24 protein-coding genes and 1 pseudogene are annotated in these 22,926 nt (G+C 56.8%); 18 read left to right on the top strand and 7 right to left on the bottom strand.

Annotated features, from left to right (window positions below):
* The first annotated feature begins 38 nt into the window (after positions 1-38).
* From ACM6HV_RS18625 to ACM6HV_RS18600, 6 genes are all read left to right on the top strand, one after another.
* Entirely contained in the window at positions 39-1,235 is a 1,197-nt protein-coding gene (locus ACM6HV_RS18625; RefSeq protein WP_414904969.1) for a DNA methyltransferase, read from the top strand.
* Positions 1,232-2,347, top strand: coding sequence for a DUF262 domain-containing protein (locus tag ACM6HV_RS18620; protein WP_414904968.1), 1,116 nt, complete (start codon positions 1,232-1,234; stop codon positions 2,345-2,347). The genes ACM6HV_RS18625 and ACM6HV_RS18620 overlap by 4 nt, the downstream gene beginning before the upstream one ends.
* Positions 2,344-3,075, top strand: coding sequence for an MAE_28990/MAE_18760 family HEPN-like nuclease (locus ACM6HV_RS18615; RefSeq protein WP_414904967.1), 732 nt, complete (start codon positions 2,344-2,346; stop codon positions 3,073-3,075). The genes ACM6HV_RS18620 and ACM6HV_RS18615 overlap by 4 nt, the downstream gene beginning before the upstream one ends.
* A 398-nt stretch (positions 3,076-3,473) precedes the next feature.
* Positions 3,474-4,007, top strand: a complete 534-nt coding sequence (locus tag ACM6HV_RS18610; RefSeq protein WP_414904966.1) for a Bro-N domain-containing protein — start codon at positions 3,474-3,476, stop codon at positions 4,005-4,007.
* Positions 4,008-4,123: 116 nt separating this feature from the next.
* Positions 4,124-4,837: an HNH endonuclease gene (locus ACM6HV_RS18605; protein WP_414904965.1), complete on the top strand. Its 714-nt coding sequence runs from the start codon at positions 4,124-4,126 to the stop codon at positions 4,835-4,837.
* A 251-nt stretch (positions 4,838-5,088) separates the two neighbouring features.
* A complete protein-coding gene (locus tag ACM6HV_RS18600) occupies positions 5,089-6,072 on the top strand; it encodes a hypothetical protein (protein ID WP_414904964.1) in 984 nt (327 codons plus the stop codon).
* A 3-nt stretch (positions 6,073-6,075) separates the two neighbouring features.
* Here ACM6HV_RS18600 and ACM6HV_RS18595 read toward each other — a convergent pair whose 3' ends face one another.
* Together ACM6HV_RS18595 and ACM6HV_RS18590 are read right to left on the bottom strand one after the other, a co-directional pair.
* Positions 6,076-7,266 carry a hypothetical protein gene (locus ACM6HV_RS18595; RefSeq protein WP_414904963.1) on the bottom strand — a complete coding sequence of 397 codons (1,191 nt, stop codon included), beginning with the start codon at positions 7,264-7,266 and terminating at the stop codon, positions 6,076-6,078.
* Between the two features lie 63 nt (positions 7,267-7,329).
* Complete coding sequence (locus tag ACM6HV_RS18590) at positions 7,330-8,136, bottom strand: sulfite exporter TauE/SafE family protein (protein WP_414904962.1); 807 nt, start codon at positions 8,134-8,136, stop codon at positions 7,330-7,332.
* 112 nt (positions 8,137-8,248) lie between these two features.
* On the opposite strand from ACM6HV_RS18590, the gene ACM6HV_RS18585 reads away from it, so the two are divergent.
* Together ACM6HV_RS18585 and ACM6HV_RS18580 are read left to right on the top strand one after the other, a co-directional pair.
* On the top strand, positions 8,249-9,016 hold the full coding sequence (locus ACM6HV_RS18585; RefSeq protein WP_414904961.1) for an AraC family transcriptional regulator: 768 nt from the start codon (positions 8,249-8,251) through the stop codon (positions 9,014-9,016).
* 93 nt (positions 9,017-9,109) lie between these two features.
* The gene (locus tag ACM6HV_RS18580) at positions 9,110-9,424 is read left to right on the top strand and encodes an XRE family transcriptional regulator (protein WP_182402105.1); all 315 of its coding nucleotides are present in this window, start codon (positions 9,110-9,112) and stop codon (positions 9,422-9,424) included.
* 102 nt (positions 9,425-9,526) lie between these two features.
* On the opposite strand, the gene ACM6HV_RS18575 is transcribed toward ACM6HV_RS18580, so the two are convergent.
* The gene (locus tag ACM6HV_RS18575; RefSeq protein ID WP_414904960.1) at positions 9,527-10,582 is read right to left on the bottom strand and encodes an MBL fold metallo-hydrolase; all 1,056 of its coding nucleotides are present in this window, start codon (positions 10,580-10,582) and stop codon (positions 9,527-9,529) included.
* Positions 10,583-10,798: 216 nt separating this feature from the next.
* Here ACM6HV_RS18575 and ACM6HV_RS18570 point away from each other — a divergent pair, with 216 nt between their 5' ends.
* From ACM6HV_RS18570 to ACM6HV_RS18550, 5 genes and pseudogenes are all read left to right on the top strand, one after another.
* Complete coding sequence (locus ACM6HV_RS18570; RefSeq protein WP_414904959.1) at positions 10,799-11,407, top strand: TetR/AcrR family transcriptional regulator; 609 nt, start codon at positions 10,799-10,801, stop codon at positions 11,405-11,407.
* A gap of 134 nt (positions 11,408-11,541) precedes the next feature.
* A complete protein-coding gene (locus ACM6HV_RS18565; protein WP_414904958.1) occupies positions 11,542-12,612 on the top strand; it encodes a diguanylate cyclase in 1,071 nt (356 codons plus the stop codon).
* 123 nt (positions 12,613-12,735) lie between these two features.
* Positions 12,736-13,596, top strand: a pseudogene (locus tag ACM6HV_RS18560) (PAS domain-containing protein); the annotation flags it as partial.
* A 51-nt stretch (positions 13,597-13,647) separates the two neighbouring features.
* Positions 13,648-14,142 (top strand): methyl-accepting chemotaxis protein, encoded by a 495-nt coding sequence (locus ACM6HV_RS18555; RefSeq protein WP_371260358.1) that lies wholly within the window; start codon positions 13,648-13,650, stop codon positions 14,140-14,142.
* A 169-nt stretch (positions 14,143-14,311) separates the two neighbouring features.
* The gene (locus tag ACM6HV_RS18550; protein WP_414904957.1) at positions 14,312-14,845 is read left to right on the top strand and encodes a DUF1003 domain-containing protein; all 534 of its coding nucleotides are present in this window, start codon (positions 14,312-14,314) and stop codon (positions 14,843-14,845) included.
* Here ACM6HV_RS18550 and ACM6HV_RS18545 read toward each other — a convergent pair whose 3' ends face one another.
* Complete coding sequence (locus ACM6HV_RS18545; protein WP_414904999.1) at positions 14,846-15,787, bottom strand: LysR family transcriptional regulator; 942 nt, start codon at positions 15,785-15,787, stop codon at positions 14,846-14,848.
* 52 nt (positions 15,788-15,839) lie between these two features.
* On the opposite strand from ACM6HV_RS18545, the gene ACM6HV_RS18540 reads away from it, so the two are divergent.
* The gene (locus tag ACM6HV_RS18540) at positions 15,840-16,541 is read left to right on the top strand and encodes a CTP synthase (protein ID WP_414904956.1); all 702 of its coding nucleotides are present in this window, start codon (positions 15,840-15,842) and stop codon (positions 16,539-16,541) included.
* On the top strand, positions 16,538-16,852 hold the full coding sequence (locus ACM6HV_RS18535) for an antibiotic biosynthesis monooxygenase family protein (RefSeq protein WP_414904955.1): 315 nt from the start codon (positions 16,538-16,540) through the stop codon (positions 16,850-16,852). Before ACM6HV_RS18540 ends, ACM6HV_RS18535 begins: the two co-directional genes overlap by 4 nt.
* Before the next feature lie 106 nt (positions 16,853-16,958).
* Here ACM6HV_RS18535 and ACM6HV_RS18530 read toward each other — a convergent pair whose 3' ends face one another.
* Complete coding sequence (locus ACM6HV_RS18530; RefSeq protein ID WP_414904954.1) at positions 16,959-17,294, bottom strand: DUF2025 family protein; 336 nt, start codon at positions 17,292-17,294, stop codon at positions 16,959-16,961.
* A gap of 222 nt (positions 17,295-17,516) precedes the next feature.
* Here ACM6HV_RS18530 and ACM6HV_RS18525 point away from each other — a divergent pair, with 222 nt between their 5' ends.
* The 3 genes from ACM6HV_RS18525 (at position 17,517) to ACM6HV_RS18515 (ending at position 20,422) form a co-directional block, all read left to right on the top strand.
* Complete coding sequence (locus ACM6HV_RS18525; protein WP_086791922.1) at positions 17,517-18,641, top strand: glycerophosphodiester phosphodiesterase; 1,125 nt, start codon at positions 17,517-17,519, stop codon at positions 18,639-18,641.
* Positions 18,642-18,779: 138 nt separating this feature from the next.
* The gene (locus ACM6HV_RS18520) at positions 18,780-19,085 is read left to right on the top strand and encodes a PepSY domain-containing protein (RefSeq protein WP_414904953.1); all 306 of its coding nucleotides are present in this window, start codon (positions 18,780-18,782) and stop codon (positions 19,083-19,085) included.
* A 161-nt stretch (positions 19,086-19,246) separates the two neighbouring features.
* Complete coding sequence (locus tag ACM6HV_RS18515; protein WP_414904952.1) at positions 19,247-20,422, top strand: ATP-binding protein; 1,176 nt, start codon at positions 19,247-19,249, stop codon at positions 20,420-20,422.
* A 146-nt stretch (positions 20,423-20,568) separates the two neighbouring features.
* On the opposite strand, the gene ACM6HV_RS18510 is transcribed toward ACM6HV_RS18515, so the two are convergent.
* Together ACM6HV_RS18510 and ACM6HV_RS18505 are read right to left on the bottom strand one after the other, a co-directional pair.
* Positions 20,569-21,015, bottom strand: a complete 447-nt coding sequence (locus tag ACM6HV_RS18510; RefSeq protein WP_414904951.1) for a hypothetical protein — start codon at positions 21,013-21,015, stop codon at positions 20,569-20,571.
* Between the two features lie 110 nt (positions 21,016-21,125).
* A complete protein-coding gene (locus ACM6HV_RS18505; protein ID WP_414904950.1) occupies positions 21,126-22,748 on the bottom strand; it encodes a methyl-accepting chemotaxis protein in 1,623 nt (540 codons plus the stop codon).
* Positions 22,749-22,926: the final 178 nt, after the last annotated feature.

The raw sequence follows: 22,926 nt of genomic DNA, 5'->3' as shown, positions 1-22,926 counted from the left end.
TGGAGTAGTGAAGGCGAGTTAATGCTCGCCTTTTTTTTATGCCAACTAAAAATCCAAAATTAAAATCAAGCAAAGCCCCAAAATTGTTTAAATACTATGCAGGCTTTGCAGTTGATTTTGTAGAAAGCGCAGTACATAAAACACTTTCCGACATGGAAATTTGCAACAAAATTGTTGTCCTTGATCCGTGGAACGGGAGTGGTACGACTACCAATACGTGCAGCAAACTTGGAATCCCATCGATTGGGATTGATCGAAACCCTGTCATGGCTGTAGTGGCTAAAGCAAGAGAAGCTCGCAATCGAAATTTCGAGTATCTAAATCTTCTCTGCGAAGAACTTGCTACGCCTCCAGCAAAGGATGATCCTCTTTTAGCGTGGATTGCCCCAAGCGGTGTTGCCATACTACGATCAATAGAGAAAAAAATCCGAAACCTTTCGACCGAACAAGACAGGTCTCTCGGATATGTACTTCTTTTCAATCTTACTAAAAACCTTCTGAAAAAATATGTTTCGAGTAATCCTACATGGATAAAAAAGCCTGAAACAAGAAGCAGAATTCGCCCTACAAAACAATCAATTAAGCTTGAACTCGAAAATTGTATAAAGCGTGCTCAAAGCGACGAAAACCTGCACTCACAAGCAACCTCGACCATTATTACTGCAGACTCTCGTTTCTTGCCGCTCAAAGACAATGTAGTCGACTTAATAATTACATCCCCCCCCTACTGCACTAGAATTGATTATGCGATTGCAACTTCAATTGAACTAGCAGTACTTTCTTGCTCAGAAGCTGAATTTCTAAGCTTGAGAAACGAATTGATAGGTTCAACACTAGTTGAAAATGGAATTTCACAAACAAACGAGTGGGGATCACTTTGCTGCGAAACACTGAACAAAATCAGAGCGCACCCAAGCAAAGCATCGAATGGATATTACATAAAAAGCTTTTTGCGGTACTTTGACTCACTTTATAAGTCAATCATTGAAATCTCACGTGTAACGAAAAATGGGGGAATATGCTACATAGTCGTCCAAGACTCTTACTATAAAGAAATATTCATTGACTTAGCGGCCATCACCACAGATATGTTTATAACCAACAAGTGGTCTCTAGTGGAACAAAACGACTTTATTGCAACCCGGAATAAAGCTGCTATAAATACTAAATCAAATAAATATCAGTCCAACAAAATCGCCACTGAAAGCGTATTAACACTCAGGAGAGAATCATGAAAAAAGACGGATCAGACCTCATAATCTCTGTAGACAACAAGATTGCTAGTGTTCGAACAAGAACATTAGACCTGTCTTTCAATGAAATTCTAGACATGTATGAGAGCGATGAATTAGTTATCTCTCCAGAGTATCAGCGCCTGTTCCGATGGTCAGAGGGAAATCAATCTCGCTTAATAGAATCTCTATTATTAGAACTACCTATACCGCCAATCTTCGTTATCGAGCGAGATGATAACGTTTATGAACTTATCGATGGCCTACAGCGAATCTCCAGTTATCTGCACTTTAGAGGCGCATTAAAAGATCGCCCCGAAGGTGAAAATGCATTGAAACTCTCCGAGTGCGATGTAGTGAAAGAACTGAATGGATTTTCTTATGAAGACCTACCTTCTGCCTTAAAAATAAAACTTAAACGCAACTTTATTAGAGTAGAAGTAATTAGAAAGGAAAGCGACCAACGTCTCCGCTACTACATGTTCAAGCGCCTAAACACTGGAGGCGAAAATCTTTCCGCCCAAGAACTGAGAAACTGCACAATCCGCCTACTATCGCCAACATTTAACGATTTCATCATTGAAATGAGTCGCAACGATGACTATAAAAAATGTATAGAGCTAGTAACAACCGAGAAAAAAGACGAGAAATACGATCAAGAGTTAGTACTACGCTATTTCGCCTTCAAGAATGATTTAGACAATTACAATCATGATATCGGTGACTTTCTAACTGAATACATGGAATCTGTATCCGACCCAGACACTTCAACGACATTTGATTACAAAGAAGAAAAAAGATTATTTGAAGAAACTTTCTCAACTCTTGCCACCACTTTAGGCCAGTATTCATTCTCCCCCAAAAATGACAAGGGCAGTTGGATATCGCGCTTTCAATCATTACACTTCGAGGCCATTACACTCGGGACATTGAATGCAATTCAAGAACTAGCTTTAGATCCACTACCTCTTGAAAAGCTGGACAAAATATTAAACGAAGTCAAATCTGACCAGACCTTCATGACTCTAACAACAGGAGGAGGTAAGAACTACAACAAACAGTTGAGAGAGAGAATAAACTTTGTCAAAAACAAAATCGTGGCCGACATGGTATGAATATTCGCAAGCTCGACATCAATGAAATTGCATCTCAAATTGAATTGGAAGGAAGGTGGCGCGATACAGAATATACACAAATCAGAAATGCGTTATACGCTCAAAGCACATCCGAAGCTCAAACTGAAAACTTCAACAAATCGCTACTACTATTACTATATTCAAACTACGAAGGCTTTTGCAAAAGCGTATTTGCCATTTATATCGAGGGCATTAACAGCCTGAATCTTAAATGCCATCAAGTCAACAATCCTATCAGAGCCTCGTCTCTGCAATCTGTATTCGATGCTTACGACCAACTTGATCGAAAAGGTAAGATATTTAAAAAATCTCTTCCAGACGATTCAAATTTACACCGACTGTGCCGAAGAACAGAGTTCATTGACTCCCTAGAAAACTTTAACAACATCGTAGTAAAACTTGATGTAGAAAAAGTTACAGATGTTGAGTCCAACCTTTGGCCGCACGTGCTAAAAAAAATACTATACCGATCCGGCCTGGACACCGAAGCTTTTCAAAACGAAGAGGGAGAACTTTCTAGATTAGTAAATAGGCGAAATGCTATTGCGCATGGAGCACAGAGAAGCGGTGTATCGGCGATTGATTTCGCAAATTACGAAACAGCGGTACACACAACAAAAGAAAAAATAAAAAACATGATATTGAATGCCGCATCTATTTCCGAGTTCTTGTCTGCGAGTACGGAACAAGTAGTTCAAGGCGCGTGATTTCTTCAAGCATGTTAAACATTATTACCATCACAATTAATGGCCACTATAAATATTAAAATTGACCTATCCACAACAAACACATAGTATGGGTCTCCGGCGCCTAAGAAACGCCTCAAGTAGCGGCCTGACCGCTCCCGAAAGATGCGGCTTTTTTGTGCCTATGGATTTCTCGTGGGCGTGAAAAACCTTTGCTATGTCGGGAGTGGGCTAATACAAGACCCGTAAGGGGAATATGTCCGGCCTTCTACTTGGGGTTTCTTAACTCCCGGCGCCTTAGCCCTAAGAAAGCTATCAAGTAGAGGTAAAGGATATGCCTAAGACTTTTCCCTTCTTATTGGAGGAAATCACCTACAGCTTCACTGCTGAAATTCTGCTTCCGCATCAGGAGGTAGATCATGTCTGATTCACACAATCCCACACTATTCACCCGCCACAACCTCTCTCTCCACGCCCTCCTCCTTGAAAACCAACCATGGTTCTGCGCGCGCGATATCGGTCGCCTGATGGGTATCCATCTGAGCGAGCGCATGGTCAACAAACTTGACAAGGATCAGCGTCGCGTTTTGTGGATCGAGTATTTCCGGCAACCCGAAAAACAATTGATGCTCAGCGAGTCCGGTGTGTACGCGCTATTGGTGTATCACTACGTTCCGGGGAATCGGTTGTTGCGTGAGTGGCTGACTCATCAGGTGGTGCCGGCCTTGCGCGATGCGGAACATTTGGGACATTCAGATCGGCCGCTGTTGAGTTTGTTGGATTGGCCGGAGATGTCGCTGAGCCTGTTGCATTGGCAGAACGAAAGTTGGATTCGGCTGCGGGACATGCCTTATCTGTTGAGTGATCAGACACCACGAAAAGCGATGGCGACGAAGCCTTGGTGGCGAAGGGTGGCTCAGGCTTTTCAGTCGTCGAAGCATTCGATGGGGTAAGCGATGCGCTTGTAGGATCACATGCGAGATCCGACGCTATTTTTTGTAGGAATTTTCGTAGACAGCTGTGATGGCCACTTAGTATCGTCCGAGGGTTTTCAACCCTCGGCGACTGTATGGTTATGGAAAAAAGTAACAGCGACTGGAGTGACGTAGAGATTCAGGCGGCGGTCGATGCCTATCTCCGGATGTGGTCGTGTGAACAGAAAGAACAGGCATACAACAAGGCACACGAGAATCGCGTACTTCGCGAGGGTGTACTGGCTGACCGAACCAAGAGCTCTATCGAATTTCGGATGCAGAACATTTCTTCCGTCATGGTCGAGTTGGGCCGTGAACCTATCAAGGGTTACAAACCTGCCAAGAATGTCGGCGCTAATGTTGCGCGAAGCATTCGTACAGCACTCGACGCTTCTAGTGTTGTTACTCCTGAGGACTCTGATCCCACGGCGGACGAAGAAAAACTAGAACAGCGAGCGGCCAAATTTGAGCTGCAGCCATTCCTATACATCCCAAAAGGGATAAAAAATCCTGTTTGGACCGAGACCACCAGAAAGACTTACGTTCGCGATCCTGAATTGAGGGGCTGGGTTCGTCAGCAGGCCAACGGAAAGTGCGAAGGTTGTGGCAACGCAGCGCCATTTGAAAAGGATGGGAAACCGTTTTTAGAAGTGCATCACGTCAAGCACCTGTCGCAAAAGGGTTCGGACCTTGACACGAATGTTGTGGCGTTATGTCCCAACTGTCACCAACGTTGCCACCATTCTGACGACAGAGAGGCTTTCACTGCTTGGCTGTATGAAAACGTTGGAAGACTCGAAAAGGAATAATCGCGGTTTATCTGACTAACCGTATTGGCTGATCTTGGGGCTGCTTCGCAGCCCAGCGGGAGCAAGCTCCCTCGCCACAGGGGTGATGTGCTGCCCGCAGTGGCGGGGTGAGGATTGAAATCTGGTTGATGCCTGGAATCGCCAGCAGGCTGCCCCCCACAGATTCCGCATCATCCTGAAAACAATCAGTGCAACCCGCCGCGCCTCCCGCTATTAATACCCCTCCCCCACTCAAGGACCCGAGCCCTGCCATGAAATTCGATCTCGCCTACTGCCTCAGCCTCGACGACAAGTTGTCGATCTATGACGTTCGCGATCTCAATTTCGATGAGACGGTGGCGTTTGACTCCGCGAAGGAACACTTTCAGTGCCCCAACGATGCCTGTCGTTTGGCGTTTGATGCCTCCAGCGAGCTGGGCACGTTCAACGCCAAGAACGTGAATTACGTGCGCACGCCGCACTTCAAGAACTTGCCCGGTACGCAGCATGTAGCGGGTTGTCCGTATGTGAGTTTGAAGGCGTCGACGTCGGGAGTTGAGGCGGCGGAGGGTGAGGTGGATGACGGGCGGGAGGAGCACTTTCCGTCGGAGTTGTTGCTGACGCGGCGTGAGTATGTGCGCAAGCCAGCTGCGCCTGCGGGGGCGGCGGATGTGTTGCGGGATGATCCGGTGCGGGTGGCGCAGGTGAGTTCCAAGGAGTCGCCGGGGCGTGAGACCGCGCCGGACAAGACCAGTGTGTTTGCGCATCCGGTGGAGTGTTTTGTGTCGAACTTCGCCGACAAGGAGTTGCTCAAGCGCATGCCGTTGAAGATCGGCGAGCACACGGCGCCTTATGGCTCGTTCTTCAAGAAGATTGAGTATCTGACGGACAACAAGGGGCTGATTTACTGGGGCAAGATCAAGGAGATCAAGGATTACACCCAGAGTTTTCGCATCGATTTCGAGCAGAAGATCTGGTTCAAGCAGGCGGATGAGGCGAAGAAGAAGCCGTATTCGGTGAACGTTTACTTGAGCAAGAAGTTGATCGACAACTACCGTAAGCGCAAGGCGTTTCTGGAAGAGATCAAGCACGCGATCGACAGCGACAAGGCGTTGTTCTGTTTCTTCTATGGCGTGACGCCGGAGTTGAAGCAGGTGCCGAGCAAGAAGAACCCCGAACAGACGTTCGGGGTGTTCAGTGCCAACATCGAGAACCTGGATCACTTTATTGTGCGGGAGGCGCCGGGGTTGGCGTGATGGTTAGCCTTTGGGCAGTTGAAGCTCGACCGCGCCTGGGTGTTGGTTGACGACGGAGTACGGCAGGATCGACCAGTCTGGCCTGTCGCAAGAGCGTTGTACTCGAGCGAAGTAGGCGCCCAAGTAGAGGCCCTTATCAGTGAAGTACCACGGCGTAGTTCCCCAGATGCTTTCATCTGTGAAATCACAGTCGTCATCTTGCGCCGGTTTCTTCATTTCCGTGGGGTACAGGGCGGTGAATTGCTGGATGACCCAAGGCACCAGCTCTTTGCTGACATACCGATAACGCGCGTCACTCTCGGCCTCGCTCAGCGGTTTGTCGCCCAGGCTGTCGCGCTCGGCGTGTAGCAATGGTTTGCCTTCACCGACCCACAGCACATCTTCAAGCGACAGTGGGTGGCCGGTTTTCACGTCGATGTTGAGCGGGGAATCACCGAAATCCGGATGCGCGCCGCCGCAGTAGTAGCTGGTGGAGATGTTCAGGCTGACCACGGCTGGCGAGATCATTTTCGGTTCTGCCTGCTGCATGAATTCGACGTTTTCTCCGCCCCGCAGCTGGCAGCGGTGGTAACTGATGACCTCATTCCAGAGTCGCCCGAGCAACTGCTGGTTTACCCGTTGCTGATCATCTTTCGACAGTCCGGACTCCACGCTGAACAGCGAGATTTTTGTCTCAGGCTCCGTCCACCATTGCAGGTCGTAGCCCATGAAGTTTTCTTTCTTCGCCGGTTTCAGTTTGATTCCCTGCAGGCGCAGATACTCGTAAGGCTCGTCGTATGGCAGCGCGGCAATGAACGGCAAAGTTGCTGACGTTGGCGCGGGAAGTCTGGCCTCTGCAAGTTTAACCGGCAGTTTCTTTCCCTGCGGACTTTGCCATTCACCCTGCCAGCCATTGGCAGTTTCTTCCAGCTTCAAGGTTGGTAGCGGTTTGTCGTCGCCATAGCGGTTGTTACCCTCAACCAGATTCAAAGTGCTGTCTTGAAGCGAGCCGCTCAGCTCCAGGTCGCGGTGATACTTCTCGTAGAAGTAGCGGCCGGTAACTTCGTCCTGCTGCGTGGTGTTGAGCTCCACCACAATCGGCATCTTGCCCAGCGTGCCGGTGAACACGCGCCGGCCCTCTTCGGCATGGGCGGTGGAAATCAGTGTGAACAGCGCCGCAGCGTATGGCGCCAGGCGCAGCAGTCCCTTGAGCATGGATCAATCCCTGAATGAATGAGGCTGCGAAGTATGCAGAGGATGCGTGCAGGAATCGAGGCTCTACTTGAGCAACATGCCCAGCATCACGACGATCAGCAGTGCAATGTATACCCACGCATGCACCCGATCCGGTATCCGCCCGATCCACGGCGTGGCCAGCCGAATCCCGACCAACGACCCCAGCGTCAGCACCGTAAACGCCAGCAAATCCACATACCCGACAAACCACGCGCCCAGATCCATCTTGCTGAAACCGGCCAGTGCCATGTAGGTCAGCGTCCCGGCCACCGCCACCGGCACGCTCAACGGGTTCGCCATGGACGTGGCCTGGGACATGCTCAGTCCGCAACGGCGCAGGAGCGGCACGGTCATGACGCTTCCTCCTACGCCGAGGAACGTGGCGATGGCGCCGATGCCTACACCGCCGGCGGATATTTCCTTGCGATCTAATCGGCGTGGGATGACGCTTTCGTCACGGATGAGGAAGCCGCGTCTGAGCAGGCAGTCGATGATGGTCACGCCGAGGTAGGCGATGAAGGCGTAGCGGATGACCTCGCCGCTGACCCACACCGCGGCGATCGCGCCGATGATCGCGCCCAGGGCGATGAAGCCGCCGAGGGGCCACAGGTAGTGGCGGATCAGGTTGCCGGCGCGGCGGTGTTTATCGGTGGCGATCAGGGCGTTGACGATCATCACGCAGGTCGAGGTGGCGACGGCGATGTGCATGGCCGATTGGCCGATGGCGTCGTGACTGGCGCTGAGCATGCGATAGAGCAGCGGCACGACGACGAAGCCGCCGCCGAAGCCGAAGAGCACGGCGGTGATGCCGGTCATACAGCCGAAGAGGGTCAGCAGGAGGTAGAACATGGCGCGTCTTCCGGTAATGGGGAGCGGACAACGATAGAGCGACGCGGCTTGGCCTGCTTCAGCAACTCAGCCAATAATGTTTGCGTTTACGCCAACTACCGGGAAACGCTCGATGCGGAATGTTTCGATCAATCTGCTGGATGACACACCGCGCCCGGTGGTGGCGGTCGGTACGGATTATTCCCACGGCCATCTGTTGCCATTTCATACGCATCGGCGGGCGCAGTTGTTGTACGGCGCGACCGGGGTAATGCAGGTTCGTACCCATGACGGCAACTGGGTGGTGCCGCCGCAACGGGCAGTGTGGATTCCGCCGGGAGTGGCACATGAGGTGCTGATGCTGGGCGTGAGCACGCGCAGCCTGTACATCGAGCCGGGGTCGGTGGATTTGGGGCAGCGCTGCCAGGTGATCAGCGTTTCGCCGTTGATGCGGCACTTGTTGATGGAGGCGGTGGAAGTGCCGCTGGCCTATGACCTCGAAGGACGCGATGGCGTACTGATCGACTTGCTGCTGCATGAACTGGCGCGCAGTGCGCCCCTGCCCTTGCACATTCCGCTGCCGACTGACGGAAAGCTCCTGGCTTTGTGTCAGAACTTTCTGCATCAGCCGAACGCCCGTCAGTCACCGCAACACTGGGCCGAGCAGTTGCACATAAGCTTGCGCACCTTCAACAGACTGTTTCGGCAGCAGACCGGGTTGAGCTTCAGTCAATGGCGGCAACAGGCCTGCGTGGTGCTGGCACTGGCGCGGCTGGCGGCCGGTGATGCGGTGACGCGGATCGCTCTGGACTTCGGTTATGAAAGCCCGGCGGCGTTCTCGACGATGTTCCGGCGCGTCCTCGGCCAGGCACCGTCCGTCTGGTTGGAGGCGGCGAACTAGGGCAAATCAAAAAATGCGTTTGATCCTGGCCGAAAACAACTGTACAAAAACCCAGTACATTTTCAATCAGCACTCTTGAGCCCGGAGCACACCATGGCCTCTCTTGCGATGAACCACATCCTCGAACGCATTGCCCTTTTCCAGTTCACCCCGACGCACTGCGTCCAGGCCCGAGCGATGCTGGGCTGGAGCGTGGAACAACTGTCGCGCGAGGCGGAGGTTGCGGTGGACGACATTCAGCGGTTTGAAGCGCAGCAGGACGTGGCGGACGCAGCGCGGCTGGCGTTGGCTTACCGGTTTGAGGCGCAGGGGTTGGTATTTTTTCCGGGGTTTGCGCCGGGGCGCAGTGCGAGTATGGGCGCACCTTCGGAAGCCGTGGGGCGTGGGGATTATGCGATGGCTGAATGAACATTTGTGGTGAGGGATTTAGCGCAACATCGCTGCCCCACCGGGCGGTGCGACATTCGCTAAATCCCCTCACCACAAAACATCAGCATTCACTAACGGGGGTCAGGCGTTCTGAACCACGCCCTCACTCTCCCCTTCAACCTCCAACCACCACGCACGCCCGCGCTGCGGCTGCATCAGGTTGAACGCCTCGCCCATTTGCGGCGTGGTGATCGCCACACTGCGCTCCCAGGCCAGTGACAGGATGCGATCAAACGGTTCGTGCCAGGCGTGCATGGCCAGGTCGAAGGTGCCGTTGTGGATCGGAAACAGCCAGCGGCCCTTGAGGTCGATGTGCGCTTGCAGGGTTTCTTCGGGTTGCATGTGCACGTGCGGCCATTCGACGTTGTAGGCGCCGGTTTCCATCAGGGTCAGGTCGAACGGGCCGTACTGTTCGCCGATGCGTTTGAAGCCGTCGAAGTAGCCGCTGTCTCCGCTGAAGAAGATGCGGGTGTCGCCATTGATCATCACCCACGAGGCCCACAGCGTGCTGTTGCTGTCGAACAGGCCGCGGCCGGAGAAGTGCTGCGAGGGCGTGGCGACGAAGCGGATGCCGGCGATTTCGGTGCCCTGCCACCAGTCGTACTGGCGGACTTTGCTGGCATCGATGCCCCATTTGACCAAGGTATCGCCGACGCCCAGCGGGGTCAGGAAGTAAGTGGTCTTGGCAGCCAGTTTCAGCACCGCCTGGTAATCGAGGTGGTCGTAGTGGTTGTGCGACAGGATCACCGCTTCGATCGGCGGCAACTGGTCGATACTGATCGGCGGCTGATGAAAGCGTTTCGGGCCGGCCCATTGCACGGGCGAGGCGCGCTCGGCGAAGACCGGGTCGGTGACCCAGAATTTGCCGCGCATTTTCAGCAGCAGGGTCGAGTGGCCGAGGCGATAGACGCTGTGGTCAGGCGCGGCCAGCAGGTCTTCAGTTGTCAGCGACTGCACCGGGATCGCAGCGGCGGGACGGGTATTGCGCGGCTTATTGAAAATCATGTTCCACATGATCCGCAGCATCTTGCGCCCACCTTCGCGTTGCACCGGCGCATGGTTACGGAATAGCCCTTGATCCTGGCGAGAGGCTTCAGGCGTGGAAATTTGATCCGCAGAAATATCTGAATTGGCCATGACTGAGAGACTCCAGAAAAACCGCGCAATTCACGGTTTTTCACGGTGGGACGATAAATGGCCAAGGCACGCACGCATCAGCCGAACTGTCTGGTTTTTAGGTTGCGCGGATTAACGCAACATTACACTAGGCGGTGTAGTTTCTAGGTTGCATCAAACCCAATGACAAGTAAACTGCCAAGTGTAATTTCCCTCTTTCTCTGCCGAAGCTTACTTATGACAGCTGCACAGCGCCTTACCGACCGCAAACGCGAAGCCATCATCCAGGCGGCGATTGCCGAATTCCGGGCCACCGGGTTCGAGATCACCAGCATGGACAAGATCGCGGCTACCGCCGGGGTGTCGAAGCGCACGGTGTACAACCATTTCCCCAGCAAGGAAGAGCTGTTCGCCGAAATTCTCAACCAACTCTGGGCACGAATTACCGAAGAGCAGACGGTGAGCTACCGCGCCGATCAGCCGCTGCGCGAGCAACTGCTGCCCATGTTGCTGGCCAAACTGCAGATGATGGCCGATGACAATTTTCTCGGGCTGGCGCGGGTGGCGATTGCTGCCACCATCCATTCCCCGGAGCGCGCGCAAGACATGGTGGCGCGCATGGGTGAGCGGGAAGAAGGCCTGACAGTGTGGATTCGCGCCGCACTGGCCGATGGTCGGTTGAAAACCGTGGATGCCGATTTCGCCGCGCAACAGGTGCAGGGACTGTTGAAGTCGTTCGGTTTCTGGCCGCAGATTTCCATGGGTTTGCCGCCGCTGGATGCAGACACGCAAAAAGCCGTGGCCGAGTCGGCACTTGAGATGTTTCTGGCCCGATACCAGCTCTAGACCGCTACTCTCCTGCGCCCACCACGATTAAATGGCTCGAAAGGACACTGATTATTCCCGTTGGAATAAATGACAATGTCCGACAAAGACCGACGAACGGTCGGCCTGAAAAAGATACTGCAAAGTATTTCAGGATGAATCTGGCGCAGGACATCATGGAAAATCAACGCGGCAAAGGCTTGTCATTCGCCAGACGCATTTATCTGCCCAGGATCATCGGTCTGGGTGTCGGCTTTTTCAGCGTCGCGGCCGCGCTGTATCCGTTGCAGATGCCGAACTGGCTCTGGGCGCTGCTGGTGTTCAACGGTTTTATCTGGCCGCATCTGGCCTATCAGGTTTCGACCCGCTCGACCTTCCCCTACCACGCCGAACGCCGCAACCTGTTGTACGACTCGTTGTGCGGGGGCTTCTGGACCGCGTGCTTTCAGTTCAATCCGCTGACCACGGTAACCATCCTGTCGATGATGACCATGAACAATGTTGCCGCCGGTGGACGACGTCTGTTCCTGCTCGGCGCCCTCGCCCAAATCGCCGGCGTGACGCTGGGCTGGTTACTGTTCGGCTTCAAGTTCAGCCTGACGATGACGCAAGTCGAGGTTTGGGCCTGCCTGCCGATGCTGACCTTGTACCCTTTGGCCCTGGGCATGGTCTGTTACCAACTGGCGATCAAACTCGCGCAGCACAAGCGTGCCCTCCGAGACCTGAGCCGCACCGACAGCCTCACCGGGCTGCTCAATCACGGCGCCTGGAAGGATCTGCTGCACACGCATTTCACGCTATGTCAGCAAAACCACACCCAGGACATTCTGGCGCTGATCGACATCGATCATTTCAAGACCATCAACGACAACTATGGGCACATCGTTGGCGACGCCGTGCTGCGCGAGTTGAGCCAGGCACTCAAAGGGCTGCTGGCCGAAGGTGAACGGGCCGGTCGTTATGGCGGCGACGAGTTTTGCCTGATCCTGCCCGACCAGCCCCTCAATAAAGCCGAGGCGCAAATGGAACGATTGCGTCAGGCGATGGATCAATATCGGCACCCGGATGTGCCAGAGCTGCGCGTCAGCCTGAGTATTGGTCTGGCCCGGTTTCAGCCGTCGTACAGCGACGCGGTTGCCTGGCTGGATGACGCCGACAAAGCGCTGTACACCGCCAAACACACGGGACGTAACACCATCAGCGTGGCGCTGAGCAGTCCGGGCTAAGAAGACGCCCCTCACTCTCAGCCTTGAAAAACTGCAAACAGGTTGATTCGCAATTTCTTGTACAACTCAACTCAGTTTGTATAAGATCGGCTCGTCAGCCTGGATGCTGGCACTTTGCAGTCAATGACAAATGCCGACCCGGCACTTGCTCTGCCAGCGCGGAAACAGGGACACAAACCTCGTCTTTCCCTACTTCCAGGTACTGCCTCTATGTTTTTCAAACGCCATCAGGCCGAACTCAACGACCTTCAACACACCATCACCGAACAGAACGGCCTGCTTGAAGCGATCAATCGCTCCATGGCGGTGATCGAGTTCGATCTTGAAGGCGTGGTGTTAAAGGCCAATGACAACTTCCTCAAAACCATGGGTTACCGCGCCGAACAGGTGATCGGCCAGCCTCATCGCTTGTTCTGCACTCCGGAGTTTGGCCGCAGCGCGCAATACACCGAATTGTGGTCGCGCCTGAAAGACGGCCAGTTCCAGTCCGGCACCTTCGAGCGGATCAACAGCCAGGGCCAGCCGGTCTGGCTGGAAGCCAATTACAACCCGATCAAGGATGCGTCGGGACGCGTGGTCAAAGTGGTCAAGTTCGCCATGAACGTGACGACCAAGGTGCAGCAGGAAAGCGAGGCCAACGCCAAACTGCAGGCAATCGACCGGGCGATGGCGGTGATCGAATTCGACCTCGACGGTGGCATTCTCACGGCCAATCAGAATTTTCTGACACGCATGGGTTACACCCTCGCTGAACTCAAGGGTAAACATCACCGTTTGTTCTGCCGCGCGGAACTGGTCAACAGCAGTGCCTACGAGGACTTCTGGCGACGCTTGAATCAGGGTGAACTGTTCCAGGGCCAGTTCGAACGCGTCGACAAGCGCGGCCAGAGTATTTGGCTGGAGGCCAACTACAACCCGGTGTACGACGCTGCGGGGCGTTTGTGCAAAGTGGTGAAATTCGCCACGGACGTCACCGCCCGCGTCGAGCAGCACGAGCACGATGCCCGTAGCGCCAGCGCCGCTTATCACATCTCCGTGGAAACCCGGAAAGTCGCCGAGCAAGGCACTCAGGTGATCCAGCAGGCGGCCAGCGAAATGCGTGAAATTGCTGACGACATCGCGCAGTCATCAACGCTGATCGCGCAACTTGGCGAGCGCTCGGAGCAGATCACCGCGATCGTCAATACCATCCGCGCGATTGCCGACCAGACCAATCTGCTGGCGCTCAACGCGGCAATTGAAGCGGCGCGCGCCGGGGATCAGGGCCGCGGTTTTGCCGTGGTGGCGGACGAGGTGCGGCAACTGGCGGCGCGCACCAGCGGCTCGACGGCGGAGATTTCCAACATGATCGGCCTGATCCAGAGCGAAACCCGTCAGGCGATCAAGAGCATGGAAGGCACCCGCGGGCGGGCGGCGCAAGGCGTTGAACTGGCGGATCAGGCCGGCAGTGTGATTCTGCAGATCCGCGATGGCGCCAGTGAAGCGGTGCAGGCGGTGAGCATGTTTGCCAATGAGCGGGCGCCGGGCTAAGAGACCGCGTCGCGGCTTTCGCGAGCAGGCTCGCTCCCACAGGGATTGAGTCGATCACTTGACTTGTGATCAAGCCAGTACCTGTGGGAGCGAGCCTGCTCGCGAAAGGGCCATCAGCCTCGATGCAGGACTATAGTGACCTCCAGTCCCAAGTCCTGCCGAGCCCACCATGACCACAGAAAAACCCGACCTCCCCGCGCCCGCCCCGGTCGATCACCTGCGCTTCCACCGCCCCCACGCTCACCTCAACACCACCTTCGGCAACGACGCGTTCGCCCTGCGTGCCGAGGCCTTCGCGCGGTTCTTCGGCACGCCGCTGTTTCTCGGCGCGCAAACCCTGATCGTCGCAGTGTGGATCGGCCTCAACGTCTCGGGCGTGACGCAGTTCGACGTCTACCCGTTCATCCTGCTCAATCTCGCGTTCAGCCTGCAAGCCGCCTACGCCGCGCCGTTGATTCTGCTGGCACAGACCCGACAGGCCGCGCGGGACAAGGCGCAGTCGGACGCCGACGCGCAACACCGTGAAGCGCTGGCGGTGGCCAACAGCGAGCGCCAGGCGCAGGCCGCACAGACCACCGCGCAACTGCTCGAATTGCTGGAACAGAACACCCGACTCACCGAGATGACCAAGAGCCTGACTGAACGCATCGAAGGCCTGACCCGCGAACTGCATGCGCACATCTGCCAGGACCCGAAACGCTGATCACGGCAGACGCAGCGCCCGCCCCAGTTCATCGAACAGCGTGACCACCGCGCGCAATGCGCGGCAGTCCGCGCGGGTCAGCAGCCACAGCGCGGTGTCATAGCCGTGCAGCGGTGCGCTGAGGGGCTGCAAACCTTCCGTGATCAGAAAGTCCGGCAACGCCGCCACGCCGAGACCGCCGCGCACCAGCTCCGTCACCGAGAGCATGCTGTTACAGCGATAACTCGGGATCACGCCGGGCAACTGTTGGCGGCGCCAGGCGACGGTCGGGTGATCCGGCAGAAACTCGTCCGGGGCGATCCAGGTCAGCGCTGCCAGATCCGTCGCATCCACATTCTGCAGATACCGCGCACTGGCGCAGACCCGGTAGGAAACCTTCGCCAGTTGCCGTCCGACCAGATGCTCCGGCGGTGTACGCGTCAGGCGCAGGGCGATGTCGGCATCACGCCGGCTGAGGTTGGCGAAATCGTTGGAGGTGCTCAGCTCGAGAGTCAACGCCGGGTAGTTCGGCATGAACTGCGCCAGCGCCGGCAACAGCAGGCCTTGCAGCACCGAATCGGTACAGGTCAGGCGCACCGTACCGCTGATCACTTCCCCGCCCTGCTCGACACCGATTCGCGCCGCTTCCAGCGCCTGCTCGGCGCGCTCGGCCTGCTCGGCCAGCGTCTGCGCGAGGGTGGTGGGCAAATAACCGGTGCGGCTCTTTTCGAACAACTGCTGGCCCAGTGCCGACTCCAGACGACGTACCGCGCGAAACACCGTCGACACGTCGACCCTGAGCAACTGCGACGCCCGGGCCAGAGAGCCGCCGCGCACCAACGCAAGGATCAGCGCCAGATCCGGGTAGTCGAGTCGATAGTGCGTCGCTGCATTGATCACTTGGGAAAACGCCAATATTGAGTGCGTGAACGCCAATCTATAGTGAGCCCCGGTGATCGACAACTGCACACCCTCACCACAGAGGTTCATCACTTACTCAAATCAAGGAAATCCCATGGACGCCATTTCCATCGCCCTGATCGGCGATTACGACCCGCAAGTCACCGCCCACCAGGCGATCCCCGTTGCCCTCGGCATGATCGCCGAGCAGTCCGGCCACAATGTGCAATTCGACTGGCTGCCCACCGAGCAGATTCACGCCGACGCTGCACTGGATCACTACGACGGCTTCTGGTGCGTGCCGGGCAGTCCCTACAACAGTGAGGCCGGTGCACTCAGGGCCATTCGCTTTGCCCGCGAACAACAGCGCCCGTTCCTTGGTACCTGCGGCGGTTTTCAGCATGCGCTGCTGGAATTTTCCCGCAATGTGCTGGGCTGGGCCGATGCCGAACATGGCGAAACGTCACCGGATTCGCCGCGAGCGGTACTGACACCGCTGACCTGTTCGTTGGTGGAGGCGGTAGACAGCATTCATCTGGTCGCCGGTTCGTTGATCGCCAAGGCGTACGAAACGTCTGAAATTCATGAAGGTTATCGCTGCCGATTCGGTGTGAACCCACAGTTCGAAAAGGAATTACTGACCCCTCCGCTACGTGCCGTGGGGCACGATTCGGCAGGCGACTTGCGCGCAATCGAATTGACTGACCATGTGTTTTTTGTCGCCACGTTGTTTCAACCGGAACGTGCGGCGCTCAGGGGCTATGTCCCGCCGCTGGTGCGGGCGTTTGTCGAAGCGTGTGCGGAGCAACGTCCATGAAGCCGAACGAATCCTGCTTCGCGGTGATTTTCACCTCGACCCGCACCGAGGGTGACAACGGTTATGCCGCGGCCTCCGAGCGCATGATGGAGCTGGTCAGCCAGCAACCGGGGTTTCTCGGGATTGATTCGATTCGCGGCGAAGATGGCGTCGGCATCACCATTTCCTACTGGCAGAGCGAGGCGGCGATTCTGGCCTGGCGCGAGCATCCGGAGCACCAGGTGATTCAGGCGCGTGGGCGGGCGCAGTGGTATTCGAAGTTTCAGACGCGGGTGTGTCGGGTGGAGCGCGAGTATCGGTTTGGGCAGTGACCATTGCGGCGCATGAACTGCCCCTTTCGCGAGCAGGCTCGCTCCCACAGGGAAAATGCGATCAACTGTGGGAGCGAGCCTGCTCGCGAAGAGGCCGCAACAGCCACTACAAAACTTCAGCCTTTACCAGACTGCGCACCGCCACAATCTCCGGCACCTCAACCTTGCTCATGTACACCCGCAACGGCTCGCTGATGTTGATCCGCTCGTCGATGTTCTGATCCAGCAGCAACTGAATCAGCTCGCGCTTCAAGGTCATGGTGGTATCCGAAACCGGCGCCCAGACAAATTCGCTGGTGGGAATGATGCCGTCATCGGCCACGTCCATGCCGAACGAATCCTCGCTGAAACGCACGATGTACTGACCGGTCTTGCGGTTGAGGCCGACAAAACCCTTGAGGTCATCGGCGGCCTGACAGATGAGTTGGGAAGTGATGCGCATGGTAAACCTCACGAAAAATCATCGATGGTTTACACGCAGGGCAACAGACTCGGCGCGCCCTCTGCCGGAGCGTCTGCCGAGGGCAAGCGTACTGCAAACCGCGCCACAAAAGTGCAGGAAAAATCGCTTTTAATACGTTTATGTCGGTCTGGCGATAGCACGCAACCGATTCAGTTGTTAAAAGGTACGTCTTTGAAAATGCCCTGCGAAAGGAACTCGAACATGCCCGCCACTTTCACCAAAAGCGCCCTCATGCTGAGCCTGATGCTCGGTCTCGGCCAGGCCCACGCCGCCGCGACTGACGTCAACGCGCTGGCCGCCGCCCATGGCATCCCGCATCCAGCCGTGATCGCGCACCGTGGCGCGTCCTTCGATGCTCCGGAATCCACCGCCGCCTCCTACAAACTGGCCCGCGACCTCGGCGCCGACTACCTGGAAATGGACTTGCAGCGCAGCAAGGACGGCGTGCTGTTCGCCCTGCACGACAACAACCTGCAACGCACCACCGACGTCGCCACCAAATTCCCGGAGCGCAAAGACAGCCCGGCCACCGCCTTCACCATGGCCGAACTGAAAACCCTCGACGCCGGCAGCTGGTACAACAAGGCTTACCCGGATCGCGCGCGTCCGACCTACGCCGGGCTGAAAATCCTCACCCTCGATGAAATCATCGACATTGCCCAAGCCAACCCGAAACACAAGCCGGGCCTGTACATCGAAACCAAGGAACCGCAACTGTTCCCCGGCATCGAGCATGACCTCAAAGAGAAACTGCAGGATCGCGGCTGGCTGAGCCCGGCCGGTTCGAAACTGGCCAAGAGCGAACTGGGCGTCGGCCAGGGCAAAGGCAAAGTGATCCTGCAGACTTTCGAGAAGAACAGCCTCGAACTGCTGCAAAAGGAAATGCCGCAAGTACCGAAGATCCTGCTTCTGTGGGTCGGTGAAGGCAGCATCGAGCCAAAATCCAAGGTGACCTTTGCCGAGTCCGGCGAGAAGGACAAGAACGTGTTCTACGGCAAGCAGGAGCCGAAGTCCGAAGCCGAATTCAAGCAATGGGTGGATTTCGCCAAGGCTCACGGCGCCATCGGCACCGGCCCTTCGGCCAAACTGACCCAGGGTGGCGATCAGAGCTACTCGGATCTGGTGCAACCGTGGATGAATCAATACACCCACGATCAGGGCATGCTGGTGCACGTGTACACCGTCGATGAGCCGGTGGACTTCGAGAAAGTCATGGCGGCCGGGGTTGATGGCATTTTCACCAACCGCGCCAGCGAACTGTTGAAGTTCTACAAGCGTCCAGCCAGCGCCAGTGTCGATCAGGTGTTGAAGAACAACGGGTTCTGATCAGCAGACCGGGTTGTCCGCATCGCGAGCAGGCTCGCTCCCACAAGAGCGCTGCACGCGATGTGGGGTTTTAAGGGTGAATTAAGTTGTGGTGGTTAACCTGAACCCACTTCAACGAACAACCCAAGGAATGACCCGATGAAAACTTTGACTGCCCTGTTTACCGCCGCTGCCCTGACCCTGACTGCTGGCTTGGCCCAAGCCGATGTGCGTGTCGACCAGATCCCTGAGCTGGTCAAATCCGGCAAGATCAAGTCGCTGGAATCGATGAATGCCGAAGCGCTGAAACTGCACCCGGGTGCGACCATCACCGACACCGATCTGGATAACCACTTCAACGGTTACGAGTACGAAGTCGAGCTGAAAACCGCCGACGGCAGAGAGTATGACGTCGACTTCGATGCCACCACCGGCAAGGTGCTGAGCAACAAGCAAGACACCTGATACACCGCCAACGCAAAGCCGCACGATCCCGGATCCTGCGGCTTTTTTGCGTCCGTTGCCCGGCGAATCACGCGGATGCCGCCTGAAGGGATGCCAAAACCGCCATCAGACCGCTAGTATGGCGACCATCAGATAAACGATTGCAGCCGAGAGCGATGGGCATGGGGCAGACAGCGGCAGCAGACATCGCAACGATCAAACGGATCAGCGCGGTTCCGGCGATACTTCAGGTGATTCGCGAACTGACCGGCCTGCGCTTCGCCGCCGTGGCGCGGGTTACCGAGGAGTCGTGGACAGCCTGCGCCGTCCTCGACCAACTGGATTTCGGCCTGCAGGTCGGTGGCGAACTGGATGTGGTCACCACGCTGTGCCACGAAATCCGCGCTGCCCACACTTCGGTGGTGATCGACAAGGCCAGCGAAGACCCGCTCTACCGCGACCATCACACCCCGCGCCTGTACAAATTCGAGAGTTATATCTCGGTGCCGGTGTTCCGCACCGACGGGCGCTTTTTCGGCACAATCTGCGCCCTCGATCCGAACCCGGCACAGCTCAAGTCCAGCAGCATCCAGAGCACCATGGAGTCGTTCGCGCGGATGCTTGCGTTGCAGATCGAAGCCGAGGAAAACGCGCAGCTCACCGAAACCGCGTTGTTGCAGGAGCGCGAAACCGCCGAGTTGCGCGAACAGTTCATTGCCGTGCTCGGCCACGACTTGCGTAACCCGTTGTTCGCGATCAGCGCCGGCGCCGAGATGCTCCTGCGCAAGCATCCGGATCCGGCCATCGACGTTCGGGTACGCAATATCCTCGGCAGTGCGCAACGGGCAACCCGGCTGGTGGATGACGTACTCGACTTTGCTCGCGGACGCTTGGGCAAGGGCATTCCGGTGGATATCCAGCCCTGCGCAGATTTGACCGAAGCCGTGCAGCAAGTGGTGACGGAGATTCGCAACGTGCATCCGCAACGCACCATTCACGCGTCCATCGGCGACTTGCAGGGCTTGCCCTGTGACCGCGCGCGGATCGCTCAATTGCTGTCGAACCTGCTGGCCAATGCGGTGGCCCATGGCGACCCGGCGGGTGACATTGAGGTCATTGCGCAAGTCGAGCACGACGTGTTGATGCTGGCGGTGAAGAATCAGGGGCATATTCCCGAGGCGGTTTTGCCGCATCTGTTCCAGCCTTACTCGCGCCCAAGCGCCAGCACGCCACAGGCCGGGCTCGGTCTGGGGCTGTATATCGCCAGCCAGATCGCCCAGTCCCATGGCGGGCATTTGCATGTGGCGTCGACCGCGCAGAGCGGCACGCTGTTCACCTTCAGCCTGCCCACTGCCTGAAACACCACAAACTCAAATCCACCACAGATCCCTGTGGGAGCGAGCCTGCTCGCGAAAGCGGTCTGTCTGCCACATCTGAGGCGACTGGCACTGCGCCTTCGCGAGCAGGCTCGCTCCCACATTGGACCTTCAGTGCTCTTGAGAAATCAGGCCGACGTGCTGACCAACGAGCCCGAGCTGCTCGACCCGGAATCCTGCAACGCCTGCAACAACGCCGCCGTCGCGGTCTGCAACGAAGCCGAGGTGCTGGAGATTTGCGACTCGGCGGACGCCACGTCGGCAGCCTTGGCATCAGCGTCTTCCTGCTTGGCCTGAGCCGCTTGCAGCGCCTGCTGCTGTTCCTGCAATTGCTTTTGCAGCTCGGCGATCTGCTTGCGCAATTCTTTCACCGAATCCGACTCACCGCTGCTGTCGGAACTGCTGTCGCCTGCCGGAGCCGCGCCCCCGCCGGCCGCCACTTTGCTGGTATCGGCGCTGACGCTTGCGCTGCTGGTTGCAGTGGCCGAGGTGTCGTCACTGGCGTCGCTGATTTTGGTTTTGCTGGTGGCGGTGCTGACGGTCTGATTGATTGAAACAGAGGTGATGCTGACCATGGGCTGGCTCCAATGCCGGTTATAGATAACCGGCCATCGGCCGCACTCGCACGGATTTGAGATCGACTGTGTACCGACTCGGTAACCGAACCGGTACACGTCGGCGGACGTCAGGCGCTCAGGCGCGCGGTGACCTCATTGAGTTGCCCGGACAGGCGATGCAGATTCTGGCTGGCACTTTCGGTGCGCTGCACGCTGTTGAGGTTGGTGCTGGCGATGGACGTGATCTCGGTCAGGTTGCGCGAGATGTCTTCGGCCACCGAGGTCTGCTCTTCGGCGGCGGTGGCGATCTGGCGGTTCATGTCGCGGATCGCTTCCACCGCATGGGTGATGCGCTCCAGCATCGCACCGGCCTGAGTCACTTGTTCGACGCTTTCGTCGCTGCGCGCCTGACCGCTTTCGATCGCTTGCGCAGCATCCACGGCGCCGGTCTGCACGTTCTGAATGATCTGGTTGATTTCAATGATCGACTCGGCCGTACGCTGCGCAAGGTTACGCACCTCGTCGGCGACCACTGCAAAACCACGCCCGGCTTCCCCGGCCCGTGCCGCTTCAATCGCTGCGTTGAGCGCCAGCAGGTTGGTCTGTTCGGCGATGCCGCGAATCACTTCCAGCACCTTGCCGATGCGCCCGCTGTCGCTTTCCAGGCGACGAATCACTTCAGCGGTGTTGGCGATTTCGCCACGCATCCGGGTGATGGTGTGGATGGTGCCCTGCATGACCTTTTCACCCTGCTGGGCGGACTGGTCGGCATCGTCCGCAGCCCGCGCCGCATCCGCCGCATGCCGGGCGACTTCCTGGGCGGTGGCGGACATTTCGTTCATCGCCGTGGCCACCTGATCAGTGCGGTTGAACTGCTCGTTGGTGCCGCCGGCCATGGTCGTGGCGATCGCATTCAGTTCGCCGCTGGCGCTGTCCAGATCACTGGCACTGCGTTGCAGGTGAGTGAAGGTTTCAGCGAGGAAATCGCGCAGGGTATTGGCGGCCGAGGCAAGGTTGCCCAACTCGTCCTGGCGGGCGTTGGCGACGCGTTCGGCAAGGCGCCCACGGCTCAACTGGGTGACGTAATCGATCAGTTTGCGGATCGGTTCGATCAGGTTGCGGTTGACCAGCCACAGGCTGAGCAAGCCGATCAGCAGACCCGAACCGAGCATCACCACAATCCCCAGCAGCACGGTGCTGTCAGCACTGGCGCTGATCTGCGCCGACTGTTCGGTGCCCTGCTTGCGCAGCTCGGCGACCAGTTCGCTCATCTGATCGCTGGTGGCGCGGTCCACGCCCTTGACCGCACTGTCGCCAGCCGCTGGATCGGCACCGGCAGCAACGTAGGCATCGCGACCTTTCTGGTAGGCGCTGCCGAGTTGGCGGTGCTCTTCACGCAGGCGTTCGATGCGGGTTTTCAGCGCCGGCTCAAGGCCTTTCTGGCCGGCCAGTTCACCGAGAATGCTCTGCACATCGCGCTGACGATCTTCGAACTGGCTCCAGTATTTGGCCAGGTCCGCCGGTTGCTTGCCGCGCAGCAAGACGTTTTTCCACTCCTGCACCTGCACCTTGAATTGCAGGTTGGCCTCATCGATCAATTGTGAGGTGTGCAAGGGGCCGGCGATCAACTGGCTGTAGTTCTGCACGCCATTGGACAGGAAATGAAAGCAGGCCAGTGCGATCAACAGCATCGCCAGCAGGCTGCCGCTCAGCAGGGCGAGAATTTGTGCTCTCAGGGATTTTTGCAGCATCGCGAGATACTCAGGACAGGGATGAGGCACGCCCGATAAGGCGTGGAATTTTGCCGGACATCCGTGTCGGCGAGCCTTGGCTCATGGCCAAGCGCGCGCAACGTAACCCAAGCGTGATCGGCGCACCAGAGCGCTTCTTGAAGAGCATCCGACCACCGGCAAGACATTGATCTGGCGT

Source organism: Pseudomonas sp. IT-P260 (assembly GCF_949768395.1).
Classification (GTDB): Bacteria; Pseudomonadota; Gammaproteobacteria; order Pseudomonadales; family Pseudomonadaceae; genus Aquipseudomonas; species Aquipseudomonas parakoreensis.
The sequence above is the reverse complement of the archived record's forward strand: the minus strand, read 5'-3'. Positions and strand labels throughout refer to the sequence as shown.